Source organism: Enterococcus sp. 4E1_DIV0656, assembly GCF_002140695.1.
In the GTDB taxonomy this organism is placed as follows: domain Bacteria; phylum Bacillota; class Bacilli; order Lactobacillales; family Enterococcaceae; genus Enterococcus_D; species Enterococcus_D entomosocium.
Genome location: NZ_NGLF01000001.1, coordinates 392,232 through 410,698 on the forward strand (window position 1 = coordinate 392,232; position 18,467 = coordinate 410,698).

Annotated in this window: 16 protein-coding genes; 5 read left to right on the forward strand and 11 right to left on the reverse strand. The window is 44.4% G+C overall.

Annotation, left to right across the window (positions count from 1 at the left end):
• Window positions 1-10: 10 nt before the first annotated feature.
• The 6 genes from A5882_RS01795 to A5882_RS01820 all read right to left on the reverse strand — a co-directional run bounded on the left by A5882_RS01795 (window position 11) and on the right by A5882_RS01820 (window position 5,403).
• Window positions 11-949, reverse strand: a complete 939-nt coding sequence (locus A5882_RS01795) for a 2-dehydropantoate 2-reductase (RefSeq protein WP_034872139.1) — start codon at window positions 947-949, stop codon at window positions 11-13.
• 265 nt (window positions 950-1,214) lie between these two features.
• Entirely contained in the window at window positions 1,215-2,177 is a 963-nt protein-coding gene (locus A5882_RS01800; RefSeq protein ID WP_016612875.1) for a rhodanese-related sulfurtransferase, read from the reverse strand.
• Window positions 2,178-2,284: 107 nt separating this feature from the next.
• The gene (locus A5882_RS01805; protein ID WP_008379569.1) at window positions 2,285-3,034 is read right to left on the reverse strand and encodes an alpha/beta fold hydrolase; all 750 of its coding nucleotides are present in this window, start codon (window positions 3,032-3,034) and stop codon (window positions 2,285-2,287) included.
• A gap of 100 nt (window positions 3,035-3,134) precedes the next feature.
• Window positions 3,135-4,007 (reverse strand): fructokinase ScrK, encoded by an 873-nt coding sequence (gene scrK / locus A5882_RS01810; protein ID WP_002347415.1) that lies wholly within the window; start codon window positions 4,005-4,007, stop codon window positions 3,135-3,137.
• 19 nt (window positions 4,008-4,026) lie between these two features.
• On the reverse strand, window positions 4,027-4,524 hold the full coding sequence (locus A5882_RS01815; protein ID WP_005233908.1) for an LURP-one-related/scramblase family protein: 498 nt from the start codon (window positions 4,522-4,524) through the stop codon (window positions 4,027-4,029).
• Window positions 4,525-4,527: 3 nt separating this feature from the next.
• Window positions 4,528-5,403, reverse strand: coding sequence for an SPFH domain-containing protein (locus A5882_RS01820; protein ID WP_008379560.1), 876 nt, complete (start codon window positions 5,401-5,403; stop codon window positions 4,528-4,530).
• 164 nt (window positions 5,404-5,567) lie between these two features.
• Here A5882_RS01820 and A5882_RS01825 point away from each other — a divergent pair, with 164 nt between their 5' ends.
• Entirely contained in the window at window positions 5,568-5,924 is a 357-nt protein-coding gene (locus A5882_RS01825) for a hypothetical protein (RefSeq protein ID WP_008379558.1), read from the forward strand.
• Window positions 5,925-5,963: 39 nt separating this feature from the next.
• On the opposite strand, the gene queG is transcribed toward A5882_RS01825, so the two are convergent.
• On the reverse strand, window positions 5,964-7,139 hold the full coding sequence (gene queG, locus A5882_RS01830; protein ID WP_034872140.1) for a tRNA epoxyqueuosine(34) reductase QueG: 1,176 nt from the start codon (window positions 7,137-7,139) through the stop codon (window positions 5,964-5,966).
• Between the two features lie 259 nt (window positions 7,140-7,398).
• Between queG and A5882_RS01835 the strand changes: the two genes are divergently transcribed.
• The 4 genes from A5882_RS01835 to dhaL all read left to right on the forward strand — a co-directional run bounded on the left by A5882_RS01835 (window position 7,399) and on the right by dhaL (window position 11,929).
• Window positions 7,399-9,723 carry an HAD-IC family P-type ATPase gene (locus tag A5882_RS01835; RefSeq protein WP_034872141.1) on the forward strand — a complete coding sequence of 775 codons (2,325 nt, stop codon included), beginning with the start codon at window positions 7,399-7,401 and terminating at the stop codon, window positions 9,721-9,723.
• A 201-nt stretch (window positions 9,724-9,924) separates the two neighbouring features.
• Window positions 9,925-10,329 carry a dihydroxyacetone kinase phosphoryl donor subunit DhaM gene (gene dhaM, locus A5882_RS01845; RefSeq protein WP_005228160.1) on the forward strand — a complete coding sequence of 135 codons (405 nt, stop codon included), beginning with the start codon at window positions 9,925-9,927 and terminating at the stop codon, window positions 10,327-10,329.
• Entirely contained in the window at window positions 10,326-11,309 is a 984-nt protein-coding gene (gene dhaK, locus A5882_RS01850) for a dihydroxyacetone kinase subunit DhaK (RefSeq protein ID WP_008379550.1), read from the forward strand. The genes dhaM and dhaK overlap by 4 nt, the downstream gene beginning before the upstream one ends.
• 14 nt (window positions 11,310-11,323) lie before the next feature.
• Window positions 11,324-11,929, forward strand: a complete 606-nt coding sequence (dhaL, locus tag A5882_RS01855; RefSeq protein ID WP_005233893.1) for a dihydroxyacetone kinase subunit DhaL — start codon at window positions 11,324-11,326, stop codon at window positions 11,927-11,929.
• A 78-nt stretch (window positions 11,930-12,007) separates the two neighbouring features.
• Here the strand turns inward: dhaL and A5882_RS01860 are convergent, their stop codons facing one another.
• The 4 genes from A5882_RS01860 to hisS all read right to left on the reverse strand — a co-directional run bounded on the left by A5882_RS01860 (window position 12,008) and on the right by hisS (window position 18,191).
• Window positions 12,008-13,876: an acyltransferase family protein gene (locus tag A5882_RS01860; protein WP_016612880.1), complete on the reverse strand. Its 1,869-nt coding sequence runs from the start codon at window positions 13,874-13,876 to the stop codon at window positions 12,008-12,010.
• A gap of 197 nt (window positions 13,877-14,073) precedes the next feature.
• The gene (locus A5882_RS01865) at window positions 14,074-14,949 is read right to left on the reverse strand and encodes a YitT family protein (protein WP_005233887.1); all 876 of its coding nucleotides are present in this window, start codon (window positions 14,947-14,949) and stop codon (window positions 14,074-14,076) included.
• A 156-nt stretch (window positions 14,950-15,105) separates the two neighbouring features.
• Complete coding sequence (gene aspS / locus A5882_RS01870) at window positions 15,106-16,881, reverse strand: aspartate--tRNA ligase (protein WP_086372366.1); 1,776 nt, start codon at window positions 16,879-16,881, stop codon at window positions 15,106-15,108.
• A gap of 11 nt (window positions 16,882-16,892) precedes the next feature.
• Entirely contained in the window at window positions 16,893-18,191 is a 1,299-nt protein-coding gene (hisS, locus tag A5882_RS01875) for a histidine--tRNA ligase (protein WP_086372367.1), read from the reverse strand.
• Window positions 18,192-18,467: the final 276 nt, after the last annotated feature.

Sequence of the window (18,467 nt, forward strand, 5' to 3'; positions counted from 1 at the left end):
TTTACTTAGGTTATTCTGCTGCTAAAATATCTTCCTTGGCATGGATCATTTGAGTCAAAAAGTCACAATAAGGCGTTGGGACTTGGTACTTACGGCCTTTTCGTGAGATTGCGCCATTGATATAATCGATCTCGGTTTTGCGATGATTATTGATCAAATCTTGATACATGGATGGATAGTGCATTCCGATGCCTTCTGGATCATAGGTTTCCTCAATATGGTGGACTACTTCGGATACATCCAGTTCAACAGATTCATGGGTAGCAACTGCCGCAAATTCTTCCACAATCGTTTGGACCATCGCACGCGCCGTTGAGGTTTGTCCGAATTGGGCAATATTCACATTTAAAATCGAACACAAACCATTTAGTGTGCCGTTGACACAGGCTTTGCGATAGATGGAGTAGCGAATGTTCTCAGAATAAGACGCATTTAACCCAGCATCAGCCAAGGCTGCCGCTAATTGACGGGCATCTTCTTCTTTGCCCGGTTCGATATTTTGCAGTTCTACAGAACCATCCCCAAACAAGCGAACATTACCAGGACCAATCAAGTCCGCCGTCCAAATGGTATTTCCTAAAAAGATTTTATCCGTGCTGACATATTTTTCAATCGTGTCCTCATGACCGATCCCGTTTAATAAGCATAAGACTTTCGTTTGCTCTCCGATCATCGGTTTGATCGTTTGCATCATTTGATCCAGTTGCATCGCTTTAGTAAAGACCAGGATCAAGTCTGCTTGTACAGTCGTTGGGATCTCATTTTGCGAATAGATCGAAAAAGGGACTGCGATCTCTTCACCGTTTAAGTTCGCTCGTAATCCGTGTTCACGGATCGCTTCGATATGCGCCGGCCAGCCGTCGATCAACGTGACGTTATTTCCGCCTCTTTTTAGCATAATAGCAAAACGGCTGCCCATAGCACCTGCACCAGCAATAACAATTTTCATCTGAATTCCTCTTTCCTCTTCCACAATTAGGTATAGTTTACTCTAAAATCGTGAAATATGCGAGAGCCTTGCGTTTTTTCTCGATAGGAAAGAAAAAAGAACAATTGGAATAGTTAGATTTTTCAGATAATTAAAAAACGGTCGTTTCCAATTTTGTCCATTCAAAAAGTCGCACGGAAGATTGAAAACTTGACTGAGCTAAACCAGTTTTCGGACTCACGTGCGACCCTTCTATTCAATTATTTCCTGTGAAACAGTTGTCGTTTTAGGCAGTGACTGTTTCATTGTTTGTTGTAAAGTTTTTTAGCCGTTCAGCTTTTTCCGCTTCTGTGATCCCATGTTGTTCCACGTAACGGTTGTGTTCGTGGATGGCACAATCATAGCTACAGGCACCTAAATGGGCAGCTTGATTTTCTTCAGAAGTCAAAAATTGGCGATTGCATTCTGGGTTGGCACAGTTTACATAGCGCTCGCAAGGTGTGCCATCAAACCAGTCGCGACCGATAACTTTTTTATCCACATGATTGATTTCCACACTAATGCGTTCATCAAAGACGTACATTTTGCCATCCCAAAGCTCGCCTTGAACTTCTGGGTCATTCCCATAAGCAAAGATACCACCATGAAGTTGGGCCACATCATCAAAGCCTTCTCGCAGCAACCAGCCTGAGAATTTTTCACAACGGATACCACCAGTACAATAAGTAACGACTTTTTTATCCATAAATTTTTCTTTATTATCGATGATCCATTGCGGCAACTCACGGAAGCTGCGGATATCGGGACGAACGGCTCCTCGGAAATGGCCTAAGTCATATTCATAATCGTTACGGGCATCGATCACCACGGTATCTTCATCTAACAAAGCTTCTTTGAACGCTTTAGGATCTAAATATTTTCCAGTCATTTCTAATGGATCGATGTCATCTTCCAGGTTCAATGAAACCAATTCTTTGCGCGGACGAACGAATAGCTTTTTAAACGCATGTTCTTCTACTTCATCGATTTTATAAAAAATCCCTTTAAAACGGGGATCAGCTTCCATTTTTTCCATATAGCGATTTGTTGCTTCAACCGTTCCAGAAAGCGTGCCATTGATCCCTTCATTGGCTACTAAAATACGGCCCTTGATGCCAATTTCTTTTCCAAATGCTAAATGCTCCTTGGCGAAGCTTTCCGGATCTTCAATTGTTGTATATTTATAAAATAATAAAACGCGGTATGTCAAACCAATTCCTCCTTTTTTTGCACCCTACAGTATAGGTTATCGCGTGACAAAAAACGAGTTTTATGCTTGTACCTTTTCACACAATCTTTTTCTTTGAGCAAACAGTGTCATGGATTGGTTTTATTGAGCTCTGCCACGAAAAAAGCTGTGACTTGATCCATCGTTTCTCCACGCACCAGATGGCGTTCTTCTCGCGAGATAAACTGCAGATTTGCTTCTGGATTTTCTGCCACAAAGGCTTCCACATCAGCATAAGGAATTTTCTCGTCTTGGGTACCATGCCAAAACAAAAGAGGACGCTGTCCTAATTTCTCTGGTTGAGAAGACAGATCGTAAGCATCCATCCAGCTTAAAAGCTGACCATAATCCTCGGGTACAAAGAACCCAGCAGCGCCGGCGTGCATTTGGATGCGGTCACGGTATTTCAACATGGAAGGAGAACCCATGATACAAGCTGCCGCTGTGATTTCTGGATGCTGGCATAACAAACCACACGTGGTCATCCCTCCCATGGAGACACCGCCAACTGCGATCTGACCGTTGACCAAACCAAGATTTTCAAAAAAATCGACTAAGTAAGAAAACTCAAATAGATTGGTTTGGATACTTTGCCAAAAAGTTAAAGAAGGAATCTCCGATAGCTGGGTCTTGCGCTCCCCATGATTGGCTGCATCTGGCAAGACCACCCGAAAACCTTCTCTAGCCAACTTTCTGCCTTGTGTCAACACTAATTCTTTGCTCGTCTGCCAACCATGATAGTAAATAATCAATGGCAGCGGTTCATAAATCATTTCTTCTGGTACGACTTCTAAGACCGGAATATTCCCGATTTTTCTTTTTCGAACAGCTAATTTCATTCTTTTCCACCTCAGCTTAAGTATACAAAAAGTCGCCAAAAGCGCCACTGATACGCTGTAAAAAAAGATCATACCCGAAGAGTATGATCCGTTTTTTCGTTTATGAATGTAAGACCGCTTCTCGAGCCAATGCCAAACAACCGAGCGTTCCAGCGTTGTCTTCCAATGCTGGGGTCACGATATATTTGCTTAACTCAGGTGTTTCGACATACCCATTGACCAATTTTGCAAATGCGTCATGGACGTTTTGCAGCATATGGCGTTGTTTCATCACACCACCGCCAAAAATGATCACATCTGGAGAAAACATCAAAGTTGTATTGTAGGCACATTGAGCAATATAGGAGGCTTCGATTTCCCAATAAGGATCATCTTCTGCAACCTCTTGTCCTTTTTTCCCTAAGCGTTTTTCGATGGCGGGTCCAGCGGCCATCCCTTCTAAACAGTTGCCATGAAATGGACAGCTGCCAGCAAAGTCATCTTTTGGATGAGGGACGACGAGCATATGCCCCATTTCTGGATGACTAAATCCTTCGATAAAGCGCCCTTCTTGTAAGGCACCGCCGCCAACACCTGTACCGATCGTGTAGTAAACGACACTACTCAATCCTTTGCCACTGCCGAAGACATACTCACCATAGGCAGCCGCATTGACATCTGTTGTCCAAGAAATAGGGATCGGAAATTCTTTTTTCATGGTACCGATGAAATCAAAATTTTGCCATGCCAATTTCGGGGTTGAGGTAATGTACCCATAAGTGGCAGAATCGCGATGGATATCGATGGGCCCAAATGAGCCAATCCCAATCCCTGCTAAATCTGCTTGGTATTGTTTGAAGAAATCAATGACTAAAGGCATTGTTTCCTCAGGTGTCGTTGTCGGAAAGCTCACTCTTTCCTTGATCGTCATTTCTTCATCGCCAATGGCACACACAAATTTTGTGCCGCCTGCTTCAATCGAACCGTATAACATGCACATCGCTCCTTTTTTTCTAACTACTTGCTGAACTTGATGCTGCGGCATCATCTGCTTTGACGCGATCGATGGCTACCACTAATGCAATGATCAGGTCATCTAGATCTTCTTCATAGATCACAACTTCATAGGTATCGCCCCAAGAGATCCATTTTTTGTGGATCTCTGCGATCCGCTTGCCGTTGCGGTTGACCACAAAATCCATATCCCACCAATTGCCATCCACATCGATGCCTTCTGCACTGATGGAATAGCGGGCTTTAAAAAATGTGAAATGTTTTTCTAAAACGATCGCTTCTTGGCCGTGGACTTCCACAAAAAATTTTGGTAATAAACTGAACACTTTTTTGGTGATCTCCGCGATCGGTCGCTGCTGCTCATTGAAGATCGTAAAACTTTTCGGGATCTTAAAAAAACTGCCTTCGACATAATAGCGAGGGTTTTGTAAGTCATCGGTCACGGTAAATTTTTCGCCAATGCTGAAAACCTTCTGTTTGATGTAAAGTTTCTTCAAATGCTACACTCCTTTCTCTTTGACATCGCCCGTATTGATCACCGGCTGAGTGCCTTTATCGGTAATGATCGACACCAATAAATTATTGATCAGTTGGACTTTGCGGTCATCTGTGAAATTGATGTCCTGTCCGTCTTCGATTTGTTCTAACGCCATTTGTGTCATGGAGACGGCCCCTTCAACAATGATTTGCCGTGCTGATAAAATTGCTTTAGCTTGTTGGCGCTGCAGCATCGCACTAGCGATCTCAGTCGCATACGCGAGGTGATTTAAGCGGGTCTCTATGACTTCGACCCCAGCAACAGCTAATCGTTCCTGCAATTCTTTTGCCAGCTCCTCCGAGACTTCACTTGTATTGCCTCGCAACGTCAGATCATCGTCATTGAACGTGTCATAAGGGTATTGCGTCGCAATATGACGAATCGCTGTTTCACTTTGGATCTCAATGAAGTCTTGGTAATAATCGACATCAAACAATGCTTTAGCGGTATCTACAACTTTAAATACCACCACTGCCGAGATCTCGATCGGGTTTCCGTCTGAATCATTGACCTTCAACAGCGAACTGTTAAAGTTGCGGACTTTCAATGAAACATTGATTTTTTGGGTTAATGGGGTTGTCACAAACAAGCCGTTGTCTTTAATGGTTCCTAAATATTGTCCAAAAAAGAGGATCGCTTTGGCTTGGTTGGGTTGTACGATCGTTAACGAACTAAGGAAAAGAAACGAAACGATCCATAAAAGAATACTGAGAACGATTTCGAGAACGCTCTCATTTACGAACCCATGATAAAACAAATAACCGCCGCCAACTAATAACCCGATTAGCACAACCAGTGCTAAATACCCATTCACATGAAATGTCTGTTTTTCTGTCATTTTTATTCCTTCCCTTCTTGCTCTTATCTTACCTTGGTTAAAGCCGCTGTGCAAATGTTCTTGCGCATATCAGCGACGATTCCCAATCAAGCTATTTTGTTTTCTGCAACTTTCCCGTTACAATTAAGGTAGGACAAAATTTTTCACAAAAAGGAGTAATTCTTATGGCACAAAAAATTGACTTAGAAACGAGTAAATGGTCGTTGGAATCGATCATTAAAACGGTCGGCACCGATCTTTCCTCTGTTGTGGAGGTACAAAACAAAGACGGCATTGACGTTGTAGTGATCTCGAAAGACGAGTGGCAACATCTTTTGGAATTACTCGATGCGCGTCATGCAGAAGGCTATCGTCTAGAACAAGAGCTTCCTGAAGAAATTTTAATTGACGTTGCCGATACCGACAATCAGTATACAGAAGACGGCGAGTTAGAAATGGAACTGCCTGAACGTGTGCATCCAGCACCTGATTTTGAACTGGATTCAGAAGAAATCGTTGAAAGTGATGACGTACTAGATTAAATAAAAAAGCAAAACGGCCCCGGGCTCGTTTTGCTTTTTTTATAGCTCTTTTTCCTGCTTTTTGGTAATGACTGCTTGCAATCGTTCGATGGCAGGCTGCAATTCTTGTAGCGCCTCTTCTTCGGGTTCTAACTCTGCACACCGTTGCAGTCGCTCTAACCACATTTCTGGTTCTTTGACGCCCAACTGGCCAATGGCCCAATAAGCCGTTCCTCGAATCACTGGGCGCACGTCTTCTGTCGCACAGCGCCAAATCGCTGGCAAGGCACTGCGATCCCCTACATTGGCTAAGGCGATGATGGCATTACGCTGCAACGGTTTTTTCCCCCGCCAAGAGCCAGATAGATGGCCAAATTGTGCCTTGAAGGCTTTGTTTGATAAAGACAGCATCGGTTGCAGTTTTGGATAAACGGTATCGACTTCAGGCTCCATCTCTTGATGAAAATGGAAGTCTTTCCCCCGATTATAAGGGCAGACCAGCTGACAAATATCGCAGCCGTAAATCACGTTATGCATCTTTTTGCGGTACTCTTCTGGCATCATACCCTTCGTCTGGGTTTGATAGGACAAACAGCGCTGGGCATTCATTCGACCATCGCCCAATAACGCTTTGGTGGGGCAAGCCGTCACACAACGCATGCAATCCCCACAACCAAACGGGACTTCTTCATCTGGTTCAAGAGAGATATTAGTGACGATCTCCCCTAGATAAACAAACGAACCAAATTCTTCCGTAATCAGCAAGCCATTACGACCGATAAAGCCAAGACCCGCCCGCTGCGCTGCCGCCACATCCACCAATTCCCCTGTATCGACTTGCGGTGCGAAACGCCATTCGACTTGTTCTTCCATCGTTTGCGCTTGTTCTTTGATAAAGGCGATCAAGCGATCCAATCGTTCTCGCAAAATATCATGGTAATCGATGCCCCACGAGGCACGGGCAAACATGCCGCGTTTTTCATCCCGCGGGACTTTCTCTTTGATTTTTGTCGGATAAGCTAAAGCGATCGCAATGATCGTTTGCGGATTTTCAAATGTCCGTTCAGGATAGATACGCTCTTCGATCACGGGATGCTCAAAACCAGACGTATGACCTTTGGCTTTTTGTTCCCGCAAGGAAGGCTCCAATGCCAAAAACGGCTCCGCTGAAGCAAACCCGATCTTGTCGATGCCAAGCCGCTTGCTTTCTGCAATAATTTTTTCTTTTAAAGACATGCACGCTACCCTCTTTTGTCCGCTAAGCATCTGCTTCTCGGCTTTTTCTCTTCCCCTATTATACGTAAGCACCTGAAAAAAGTCGATGGTGCGGTTTGTTCCCCCCGTTTTTTTCTTTCTTTAAAAGAACACGTGTTGATTGTTTAAGATTTTAATTAATTTTATCGTTATTTTCCTCGCAACGATTGCATTGCCTTTTTCGAATGCTAGACTAGATAAAGGAATTAGAAAGAAATGAACAAATGAAATGGAGATGCTTATGACTCAATTACCCACCGGCTTGACTGCAGCAGAAGTCGCCAAGAAAACCCAAGAGGGGTTGCACAATGATTATGAAACAAAAACCAGTAAATCAACTGCTGCGATCATCAAAGACAATTTACTGACATTATTCAATTTTCTCAATCTATTGATTGGCGTTTTTTTATTTGCCGTAGGCGCCTATTCCAACATGTTCTACTTAGCGATTATTTTTGTGAATATCACCATTGGGATCAGCCAAGAATTGCACGCGCGTAATTTAGTAAAAAAACTCTCACTTGTTTCACCGCAAACGGTACGAGTGATTCGAGATGCCCAAATCCATGAGATTTCAGCCAAAGAATTGGTCTTAGAGGACGTAGTTATTCTTGGTGCTGGGGACCAAATCCCCGCTGATATGACGGTGCTTTCTGGACTAGTCGAAGTCAATGAAGCGATGCTGACTGGTGAAGCCGATCTGGTTGTCAAAGAAGCAGGTGCTTCCTTACTCTCAGGAAGTTTCATCGTCAGCGGTGAAGTGACAGGAACAGTCCTTCATGTCGGTGCAGAAAACTATGCAGCAAAACTAAGCAATGAGGCGAAGGTCCACAAACCGATCCGCTCTGAGCTGCTTGCTTCGATCCGTAGTGTATCCAAATTCACCAGCTATGTAATCGTTCCTTTAGGGGTGATTTTGTTCTTCCAAGCCTTTATGATGCGAGATGCTGGGATCAAGGAATCCGTCGTCGTTTCTGCCGCTGCCTTATTAGGAATGTTACCAAAAGGACTTGTCCTGCTGATCAGTATCGCCTTGACGACAGGTGTCATTAAATTGGCAAAAAAACGGATTTTGGTCCAAGACATGTATGCCGTTGAAACCTTAGCGCATGTCGATACCCTTTGTCTGGATAAGACGGGGACGTTGACGGAAGGCCATATGGTTCTCGAATCGATCGTTCCTCTCCAAGCCGACAGCGACCCTAACATGCTCTTAGGGAATTATTTGGCAGCCAGTACGGATAACAATTTGACGATGCAAGCATTGCGTCAAGGCTGTCCTGAGCTAACGGATCATCAGCCGATCGACGTCGCTGCCTTTTCTTCACAGCGCAAATGGGGTGCTGTGGCTTTTGAACATCTAGGAAATGTCTATCTTGGTGCACCTGAAAAAGTCGCCGGCTCTGCTGCCTTGCCGCAAGTCATAGAAGCGCAAGAAGCTGGTCTACGGGTGTTGATTTTAGCCGTAGAAACTGATCCAAAAACGCCGACATCCTTTGACCCAACCAACGCACAAGCGGTGGCTGTCTTGATTTTATCCGATATCATCCGCCAAAACGCAGAAGAAACCTTGGCTTACTTAGCGGATCAAGGCATCGATCTAAAAGTGATCTCTGGCGATAATCCAATAGCAGTCGCAGCGATCGCCCATCGTGCAGGCCTAGCGAATGCCGATCAAGCCATCGATCTTTCTACCTTAACGACCGAAGCAGAAGTCCGAGAAGCTGCGACACGCTATACGGTCTTTGGTCGTGTGACTCCTGAACAAAAGAAACTACTCGTTCAAGAATTAAAAGCCAATCAACGGACCGTTGCCATGACGGGTGATGGCGTCAACGATGTGTTGGCACTACGGGAAGCCGACGTCAGCATTGCAATGGCTGCTGGCGACAGTGCGGCTCGTCAAATCGCTAACTTTGTCTTATTGGATTCTGACTTTACTACGTTGCCAGATGTTTTATTTGAAGGACGCCGCGTCGTCAATAACGTGACCAAAGCGTCGGGAATCTTCTTTATCAAGACGATTTACAGCTTCTTGCTCTCTTTGGTTTGTATCCTGACATCCAGCGCCTTTCCGTTCTTGCCGATCCAAATCACATTGATCGACTTAGCAATTGAAGGTTATCCATCTTTCTTCCTTTCCTTTGAAGAAAACAAAGCACCGATCAAAGGTCGTTACTTGCCGACAGTCTTGCTCAATGCGTTGCCAAATGCCTTGTTGGTGTTAGTCAATTACTTTGCGATCCGCTTTTTACAAACCGACTACGGTTGGTCGCAATTTGATACGACGACCTTGTTGTACTATTTGTTGATCGGGATCAGCTGTATCGCTGTGATTCGCGCTTGCTTGCCATTAAATCCATTGCGATTGTTCTTAGCGATTACCACTACCGTGGGGATCTATGTCGCAGCAATGCTTTTCCACGGATTGCTGGAAGTCGGTTTCTTGACCGCCGTAACATTGCCTTACTTCCTTGGCATGATGGCATTGAACATCTGCCTGTACGTGGGGCTTTCTTTCCTAACGAAGCGCTTTTCAGCCAAAGTGCTCGTTAAACAATCCTAATTGATTTTGCAGCATCGCTCTTTCTTGCTTTGTCCAGAAAGACGATGCTGTTTTTTTGTCCTCTCCATAGGTGCAACCATACAAGAAGAAAGAAATTTGGTATACTGAACCTGTAGGCGGTTTCAACAGGAAAGCTATCATTTTACCAAAAGCCATCTTGTTGAACAGCCAAATTTAATCAGAAAGTGTTGGTGAAATTGGATGAAAAAAAGTATTTTACTCGTTTCTCACAGTCAGCAACTCACCGAAGGATTAAAACAGATGATCGAAGAAATGGCTGATGGCGAGTCAGTCACGATCTATTCTTTAGGCGGGACAGCAGAAGGAGAGCTGGGTTCTGACGCCACGAAAATCGTGGATGCCGTCAACGAATCCGCAGATGCTGAACTGATCTTAGTCTTTGCCGATCTAGGCAGTGCCGTTTTGAATGCCGAACTTGCTTACGACATGCTGGAACCTCAGCAACAAGAACGCTATCACCTGATCGACGCGCCGCTGGTGGAAGGTGCCTTTGCTGCAGCAATCACCGCTGGTTTTAGTGATGATTTGGCGCAAATCGTTGCAGAAGCAAAAAAAGCAGCCGAGAAAGGATGGCATGAAGCATGAAAAAAATCATTAATGATCCCTCAATGATCGTAGAAGAAATGTTGGCTGGTATCGTAGGCAGTTATCCTGAACTGGTCCATCAAGTCGCCGACTCACGGGTGATCGCTAAGAATAATCAAAAAGAACAAGTCGGTCTTGTTTCTGGCGGTGGGAGCGGACATGAGCCGGCCCATGCTGGCTTTGTCGGTGATGGGATGCTTAGCGCCGCCGTTTTAGGCGATGTCTTCACCTCCCCTACCCCCGACCAGATTTTGACGGCTATCCAAGATTCTGATCAAGGACAAGGCGTCTTGTTGATCGTCAAAAACTATACTGGCGATATCTTGAACTTTGAGATGGCCAAAGATATGGCAGAAATGGAAGAGATCACAACGGAGATCGTGGTCGTTGATGATGATATCGCTGTTGAAAATAGCACCTATACTGCTGGGAAACGAGGAGTTGCCGGTACGGTCTTAGTCCACAAGATTTTAGGCGCAGCTGCTCGTAATGGTGCCAGCTTAAGTGAATTAAAAACACTGGGCGATGCCTTGGTTGCATCGATCAAAACCATTGGGGTCGCATTAAAAGCGGCAACAGTTCCTGAAGTTGGGAAACCAGGTTTTGACTTAGCCGATGATGAGATCGAGTATGGCGTGGGTATCCACGGCGAACCTGGTTACCGTCGAGAAAAACTGAAACCCTCACGTGAACTAGCAAAAGAGTTGGTGGAAAAAATCTTGGCGGATTATGAAAAGACCCCAGAAAAAGTCGGTGTCTTGATCAACGGTATGGGTGGTACGCCGCAAATGGAGTTATTCGTTTTTGCCAATGATGTCGCGAAATTACTCGCAGAAAAAGACATCCCTGTCTCCTTCCATAAAGTCGGCAATTTCATGACTTCCATCGATATGCAGGGACTTTCACTGACCTTGATCGACTTCAGCGAAACGGATCACACCGATGCGTTAAATGAAGCCGTCACAACAATAGCCTGGTAAAGGAGCGAATAGAGATGCAATTGACAACAGAAACGGTGCAAGCATGGTTAGATACCTTCACGAAAGAAATCGAAGCAAACAAGGCCTATTTAAGCGATTTAGATACACCGATCGGCGACGGTGACCATGGCAACAATATGGCACGCGGCGTAGCCGCTTATCAAGAAGCTTATGCCAAACAACAGCCAACGACGATCAGTGATACCTTTAAAGTCTTCTCGATGGCAATGATCTCAAAAGTCGGCGGAGCTTCGGGTCCCCTTTATGGTTCGGCGTTTATGAATATGACCAAAGCAACGAAGGAACTAGAAACAATCGACTCCTTTGAACAATTAGGTACGATCGTTGAAGAAGGCTTGACCGGCATCAAAATGCGGGGAAAAGCTGAGTTTGAAGACAAAACGATGGTCGATGTGTGGCAACCTGTCGCAGAAGCCTTGAAAAAAGGTGAATTGACCAAAGACACGATCGAAGCAGCGAAAGAGCATACCAAAGAACTAGTGGCTAAAAAAGGCCGTGCCTCTTATGTTGGTGAACGTGCCATCGGTCATATCGATCCCGGATCGGCTTCTAGTGCGATTTTATTTGAGTCTTTGTTAACGGTGATAGAAAAGGATTAAAAAAACGATGCTCTTACAAAATACCGTTTAAGACAAAAGACAAACCTTATGATTGCATAAGGTTTGTCTTTTTCTTGTTTATTCATCTTGTAAAATCGTTTGGGCAACTAGCTTCACGTATTGATCCATGCCATCTGGATTTGGATGGACCCGATCTTCATAGAACCAGGACTCTTGATCATTACTCAAATCATACCAATCGATCAAGGTCATATTGTCGTATTTTTCCGCCATGCGCTCCAACATCCGATTGACTTCATTTTGCCAACGCTGTGTCGGTACCCGTACATTGATCCAGTAGACTTTGCGATCACCGATCTCGTTCATAAAGCTGTCAAATTGGGCTTCTGTAAAGGAACCATTCGTCCCTAGCCCCACAAGGACGGTATCCCGCAAAAGATTTTTTTCTTTCAAGTCTTTGATCAATTCAGGGCTCGCATACAGTTGGCGCCCAACATCCCCATCAACTACCGCTTGGGTAAAGACTTCTTTCAAGTCAGCCGTTGCATCCAGCATCACAGAATCACCAAAAGCCGTGATTTCAAGAGATTCCGCTTTTTTCACTTGGGCTGCTGTTAAATCATACTTTTCCATGATATTTTTTTCATCTTCACTCGTGTTCGCCTCATCATCCGCTTCATTTCCTTCAGCATTCGCATTCTTTTGCGATTGCTCTGCCGCTTTTTTATTGGCAGCAATGTTGTCTTTCAACTGCTGCTGCTGGGCATCGACATAATTCGTCGGTGCAGTCACGACGCCAAACAAAGCAACGAGGGTAATGAGTAAGCTGGGCACTAACCACGGTTTTTTCCAACTAAAAATTGGTTTACTGAACCAACCGCGGACCGTTCTGAATGTATCTTTGTACTGGAATTTACGCATTGGGTTTTCGATAAACCGATAGGACAATTCACTGATAAACAAGATCAAGAATAGTTCCACTAACGTGTGCATCAGCACGTTCTCACCGATATTTCCCACTTTTGCTTCGTAAAAAATCATCACTGGAAATTGATACAAATAGATCCCATAACTGCGCTTGCCGATATAACTGAAAATCGGATTACTCAATACACGATTCAAACTGGCTCCGGGATGAGCGGTGACTGCCACAAGAATCGTACATAGGATACTGATCAAGAACATGCCGCCATAATAGACAAAGGTCAAATGATCATCTAAGAAAAAGAACGCTGCGATCAGACCAGCCAAGGAAGCAAAACCAGAGATATTTAAGACCCGTTTGGCTTTTTGCGGTATCTCTTTCTTCAAGTGGGTACTTGGCCAAATGAATGCTAAGGCACTCCCCATCCAGATCGAAAAGAGCCGCGTATCTGTTCCATAATAGACCCGTGTCGGATCAGCGCCTGGTGTGTAAAGGACCGCTAACAGAATTGCCGATAAAATCGTGACTGCGGCAGTAAATTTAAAGGCGCGATGCCTCTGCTTGCCGATTTTCATCAACAAAATAAACACTAAAGGCCAAATCAGATAGTTCTGTCCCTCCACAGCCAGTGACCACAGATGGGTAAAGGGGGATTCATTGCCGAACCGATCAAAATAGGATAACCCATGATTGATCTGCCACCAGTTGTTGTAATACAGCAGCGAGCTAACAAAAACCCCGCGCAAATTATTCAGCAGGTTTCGCTGGAACAAAGTGATATACGCTGCTGAGATAAGCAGCATCACCACCATTCCTGGATAGAGCCGTTTCATCCGCCGAATATAAAAATCTTTGACTTTGATTTTGCCGTTTTGATCCCACTCTTGCCTCAGCAAGTCAGTGATTAAATAACCTGATACGACAAAGAATACTGGAACTCCTAAATACCCGCCTCGCATATGAGTAGGTAGTAAATGATATAAAATAACGCCGATGACTGCCAAGGTTCGAATGCCGTCAAACCCGGTAATATAGCGGCTTGTGCTTAAACGTTTATTCATTTTTCAACCACTTTTCTCTAATTGATCCAATTGTTTCATAAAAAAACAATTTCAGCATGAACGCTATTGATTCCATACTCTCATAATTTACCAGAAATCCCCCATATAAAGCTAGCAACATCTGCTATATTTCAAAAAAATTAATTTTTGGCGAAAAAAAAGTACTTCTATAAAGAAATACTTTTCCAACTCCTTTTTTACAGTTCTTCTTCATAAAATCGACCCAAAATCTGGACATTTTCCGCAATACTAACAAAGGCTTTTGGATCGGCTTCTTTCATAGCACTGCGCAGCATCGGCAGTTCAAAGCGTGTGACTACCGTCAGCAAAACCGTTTGTTTGTCATGCTTGTAGGCTCCTTCGGCTTCATTGATGATGGTAATGCCTCGCCGCATATGTTTTTGGATCGTTTGAATGACTTCTTCTGGGTTGCGAGTGATGATCGTCACCTGCATTTTCTTTTGCTTCGTAAAGACCGCATCCGTCACTTTTCCACTGACAAAAATCGCGATTGCACTATACAACGCATATTGCCAGCCAAACAAGATTCCGGCGGCGAACAAAATAACAATGTTAAAGAAAATCGATATCGAGCCGATCGTCTTCCCTGTCCGTTTGCGGATGGCAATGCTGACAAAATCCAGCCCTCCGGAAGAAAGACCATTCTTCAAGGCATAGCCGATCCCCACTCCATTGATGGCACCACCGAAAATCGCACAGATCATCGGGTCCGTCGTGACGGTTTCTTCTGGCAAAATTTGCACGAATAAGGATGTCAATAAAACAGTGATTCCAGTAAAGATCGTAAATTTGTGGCCGATCTTAAACCAGCCAAGAAAAAATAATGGCACATTCAACAATAATAGCGCAAGAGATAAGGGGATATAAAACCCGATCCATTCTCTTGAGATCGTAGTAATGATCTGAGCGACACCGGTAATGCCGCTGGAATAAATATTGCCCGGCTGATAGAAAAAATTGACCGCAATCGATGCCAGCAGTGCGTACACGATCGAGAATGAAAGTTTGTTGGCATATTCCGGATGAGGGAGCCATTTAAACAGAGGAGTCATTGCATTTCATAGCCTCACTTTTTTGATTTGCCTTTATTATACTTCAGCACATAAAAAAAGAAACGAGCAATGAAAGAAATGGGTGAATTCTCATGAACTTTTTTCATTCATTCACCAATTTCTATTTCATCACTCATTTCATCATGGGTTTAACGCTTATTCGTTTTCTTCAACCGTTGTTACATCAATGCTCAAGTCAAACAGTTGCATTGGCGAAACGGTACTTGGCGCTTGTGACATTGGATCAGCCGCTTTCCCATTTTTAGGGAAGGCAATGACTTCGCGAATGTTTTCTTCACCAGCCAAGAGCATGACTAATCGGTCTAACCCAAGGGCGATGCCGCCATGTGGTGGGAAACCATAATCCAAAGCATCCAATAAGAAGCCAAATTGATTTTGCATCTCGCGACGTGAGAAGCCTAGCGCTTCAAACATTTGCTCTTGCACTTCCCGTGTATGGATACGCAATGATCCGCCACCTAGCTCGTAACCGTTTAGCACGATATCGTAGGCTTGCGCATAGACTTTTGAAGGGTCTGTCGTTAACAACGGCAGATCGCTTTCTTTTGGCAATGTGAACGGATGGTGAGCAGAAACATAGCGACCTGCTTCTTCATCGTATTCAAATTGCGGCCAGTCAGTAACCCATAGGAAGTTGAATTTGCTCTCGTCGATCAAGCCTAATTCTTTTCCTAATTTATTACGGATCGCACCTAACGTCGCTGAAACGATCTCAAAGGAATCGGCACCAAACATCAGAATATCGCCAACTTCCGCATTGGTTGCTGCAATAATCGCGTCGGTTGCTTCCGTCAAGAATTTAGCGATCGGTCCTTTCAATCCATCTTCTTCAACTTTGACCCATGCCAATCCTTTGGCACCAAATTGGCCAGCGTAATGGCCTAGATTGTCCATGTCTTTTCTTGAGTATTTGTCTGCAGCCCCTTTGGCGTTCAAGACTTTCACAACGCCGCCTTTTTCAAGAGCCATTTGGAAGACTTTAAAATCAACGTCTTTCACAACTTCTGATAAGTCGATAAGCTCCATGTCAAACCGTGTATCTGGTTTGTCACTGCCGTAGCGTCCCATTGCCTCATCATAGGTCATCCGTGGGAATGGCAAGGTAACTTCGATGCCTTTGACTTCTCGCATCACTTTTGCCAATAGCTCTTCCGTATAGGTTTGGATTTCTTCTGCCGTCAAGAAAGAGGTTTCGATATCGACTTGGGTAAATTCTGGTTGACGGTCGCCCCGCAAATCTTCGTCACGGAAGCAACGTACGATTTGATAGTAGCGATCGAAGCCGGCGCCCATCAATAACTGTTTAAAAATTTGTGGTGATTGCGGCAACGCATAGAAATGACCTGGATAGATCCGTGAAGGAACCAAATAATCCCGCGCGCCCTCTGGTGTTGATTTTCCTAGATAAGGTGTTTCGATATCCAAGAACTCGTTCGTGTCTAAGAAATTGCGGATCGCTTGCGTCGTTTTCGCCCGCATCACGATGTTGTTCGTCATTTTTGGACGACGCAAGTCTAAATAACGGTATTTCATGCGAATCTCGTCGCCAACGGTTTGATCATCTTCAATCAAAAAGGCTGGTGTTTTTGCAGTGTTTAAAATCGTGATTTCGCTGATCATCACTTCATAGGCACCTGTCACCATTTTCGGATTGATGGCTTCTGGTGCACGATTGATTACTTGACCTGTTACTTCTAATACATATTCGCTGCGGCATTTGTCCGCGATTTCCCAGGCTTCTTTCGAAACCTCAGGATTGAAGACGATTTGCACGATCCCTTCCCGGTCGCGCAAGTCAATAAAAATCACGCCACCTAAGTCACGGCGCTTTTGCACCCAGCCTTTTAGTGTCACTGTCTGGTTTAAATGGGTCTCATTTACTAACCCGCAATATACTGTACGTTTTGTCATTCTTTTTCTCCTCACTCAAACATTTTGGTTGTCATTTCATCGTAGATCTCATCGAAGCGGGCATAAAGATCCGCTAACGGAAATTGTTTTTCTTCACGGCTTGCCATGGATTTGATATTGATCACTTGTTCTGCTAATTCTGTTTCGCCTAGAGTCAGAACCAACCGTGCCCCTTGTTTATCAGCAGATTTGAACTGGGCTTTGGCTTTACGATCCATGAAATCACGATCGGCAGAAAAGCCGAAATTACGGATCGCTTGCACGACTTTCAGCGCTTCTAAATTGGTTTCTTGTCCCAGACCAACCACATACGCATCTAACTCATTCAAAGCAGGAATCACAACTTCTTCGGCTTCCATAGTGATCAATAAACGTTCGATCCCCAAAGCAAAACCAAAACCAGGTGTTTCTGGTCCACCTAGCTCTTCCACTAAATGATTGTAACGACCGCCGGCACAGATGGTGGCTTGCGCCCCCATTTTTGGTGCATCACTCATGATCTCAAAAATCGTGTGGGTATAATAATCCAGACCACGCACCATATTCGAATCGACCTCATAAGGGATCTCCAACGCATCCAGCATACTCGTTACGGTTTCAAAATGTGCCTTGGCATCTGGCGTTAAGTAGTCTAAGATCGATGGCGCATCTGCCACAAATTTTTGGTCTCGCTTGTCTTTGCTGTCAAGGACCCGCAAAGGATTCTCATGCAAGCGGCGTTTTGAATCCTCACTAAGCTCCGCTTCATGGGGCGCTAGATAATCGATCAACGATTGACGATAGTTTTGGCGTGTCTCTTTGTCACCTAATGAATTGATGACCAAGCGCAATTGACTCAGTCCTAATTGACGATAAAAATCCATTGCCATCGCCATTGTCTCAACATCGGTCGCTGGATTTGCTGAACCGAAAACTTCGACACCGATTTGGTGGAATTGACGCAAACGGCCTTTTTGCGGACGTTCATAACGGAACATTGGTCCCATGTAAAACACTTTATAAGGCTTCGTATGTTCTGGTCCGAATAGTTTGTTTTCGACATAAGAACGAGCGATCGGTGCGGTGCCTTCTGGACGCAACGTCACATGACGCTCTCCTTTATCGTAGAAATCATACATTTCTTTTGAAACGATATCCGTTGTGTCCCCGACACTGCGGGCGATCACTTCAAAGTGCTCAAAAATCGGTGTCCGAATTTCGTTGAATTGGTAATCGCGAAACACTAAACGTGCTGTTTCTTCCACAAATTGCCATTTTTCGGATTCTCCTGGCAAAATATCGTTGGTTCCTTTTGGACGTTGGTAACTCATCGTATGCATCCTCCTATTTGTTTCATGGTTGCCCATGTTCTTTGCTTTCATTGCTTGTTTGCTTATTCACCTATTGCTTGTTGCTCATTGATGTGGGTGGGTTGTTCTCGTGTTTGGCTTTTGGGTTATTGCGCTTTTAGTGGTTGGTTGCTGCTGGTCATCATCTATTCTGTCTTGCTCCAAAAGACAATCCCAGTGATTCCTAGTACGGTTATTACGCTCCCTAGGGTCGCCTAGTACTGTTCATCATCTATTCTGTCTTGCTCCGCAAGCCAA

Excerpts from the sequence above, each read along its gene's own strand:
- A5882_RS01820 (WP_008379560.1), bottom strand. The coding sequence starts at position 5,403 with ATGACAGAAAAACAGACATTTCATGTGAATGGGTATTTAGCACTGGTT.
- A5882_RS01860 (WP_016612880.1), bottom strand. The coding sequence starts at position 13,876 with ATGAATAAACGTTTAAGCACAAGCCGCTATATTACCGGGTTTGACGGC.
- dhaL (WP_005233893.1), top strand. The coding sequence starts at position 11,324 with ATGCAATTGACAACAGAAACGGTGCAAGCATGGTTAGATACCTTCACG.
- hisS (WP_086372367.1), bottom strand. The coding sequence starts at position 18,191 with ATGAGTTACCAACGTCCAAAAGGAACCAACGATATTTTGCCAGGAGAA.
- queG (WP_034872140.1), bottom strand. The coding sequence starts at position 7,139 with ATGTCTTTAAAAGAAAAAATTATTGCAGAAAGCAAGCGGCTTGGCATC.
- scrK (WP_002347415.1), bottom strand. The coding sequence starts at position 4,007 with ATGTTATACGGTTCGATTGAAGCAGGCGGCACAAAATTTGTGTGTGCC.
- A5882_RS01795 (WP_034872139.1), bottom strand. The coding sequence starts at position 949 with ATGAAAATTGTTATTGCTGGTGCAGGTGCTATGGGCAGCCGTTTTGCT.
- aspS (WP_086372366.1), bottom strand. The coding sequence starts at position 16,881 with ATGACAAAACGTACAGTATATTGCGGGTTAGTAAATGAGACCCATTTA.
- dhaM (WP_005228160.1), top strand. The coding sequence starts at position 9,925 with ATGAAAAAAAGTATTTTACTCGTTTCTCACAGTCAGCAACTCACCGAA.
- A5882_RS01865 (WP_005233887.1), bottom strand. The coding sequence starts at position 14,949 with ATGACTCCTCTGTTTAAATGGCTCCCTCATCCGGAATATGCCAACAAA.
- A5882_RS01805 (WP_008379569.1), bottom strand. The coding sequence starts at position 3,034 with ATGAAATTAGCTGTTCGAAAAAGAAAAATCGGGAATATTCCGGTCTTA.
- A5882_RS01825 (WP_008379558.1), top strand. The coding sequence starts at position 5,568 with ATGGCACAAAAAATTGACTTAGAAACGAGTAAATGGTCGTTGGAATCG.
- A5882_RS01835 (WP_034872141.1), top strand. The coding sequence starts at position 7,399 with ATGACTCAATTACCCACCGGCTTGACTGCAGCAGAAGTCGCCAAGAAA.
- dhaK (WP_008379550.1), top strand. The coding sequence starts at position 10,326 with ATGAAAAAAATCATTAATGATCCCTCAATGATCGTAGAAGAAATGTTG.